The sequence below is a fragment of the Bordetella sp. BOR01 genome, from assembly GCF_019218885.1.
Classification (GTDB): Bacteria; Pseudomonadota; Gammaproteobacteria; order Burkholderiales; family Burkholderiaceae_B; genus Bordetella_A.
On sequence record NZ_JAHUWT010000014.1, the window covers coordinates 1 to 600 of the forward strand.

At 51.8% G+C, this 600-nt stretch carries 1 protein-coding gene; it reads right to left on the bottom strand.

Annotation, left to right across the window (positions count from 1 at the left end; genetic code table 11):
- Positions 1-600, bottom strand: a 600-nt coding sequence (locus KW845_RS29780; protein ID WP_218372943.1) for a hypothetical protein, incomplete at both ends; no start/stop codon positions are given.

Consider the following 600-nt stretch of genomic DNA (forward strand, 5'->3'; position numbering starts at 1 on the left):
TTTCCTTTCCTCCCTCTCTCTTCCTTCCTCCCTCTTTTCCCCCTTCTTCTTCTTCCCCTTTTCCTTCCCTCCCTTCCTCCCCCTTTCCTTTTCCTTCCCCTTTCTTTCCCTCCCTTCTTCTTCCTCTCTTCCCCCTTCTCCCTTCCTTTCTTCCCTCTTCCTCCTCTTTCTCTCTTTTCTCCCTCCTTTCCTTCCTCTTCTCCCCCTCCCCTTCTCTTCCCTTTCCCTCCTCCTTCTCTTTCCCTCTTCTCCCTTCCTTTCCTCTTCTTCTCTTTTCTTTCTCTCTCTCTCTCTCCTCCTCCTCTTTCTCTCTTCCCTTTTTTTCTTTTCCCAACGCAACCCTTTCTTTTCTTTTTCTCCTTCTCTCTCCTCTCTCTCTCCTTTCTTCTCCCTTCTTCTCCCCCCTTTCCTTTCCTTCCCTTTCCCCTTCTTCCCCCTCCCCTCACCCCCTCTCTCCTCCCCCCCCCCCCCTTCCTTCCTTTCCTCTCTTCTCCCTTTCCTTTCTCTTCTCCCCCTCTTCCTCTTCCTCCTCCTCTTCTCTTTTCTCTCTCTTTTCTCTTCCTCTCCTTCCCCCCTCCCTTCTCCCTTTTTTCTCCCCCC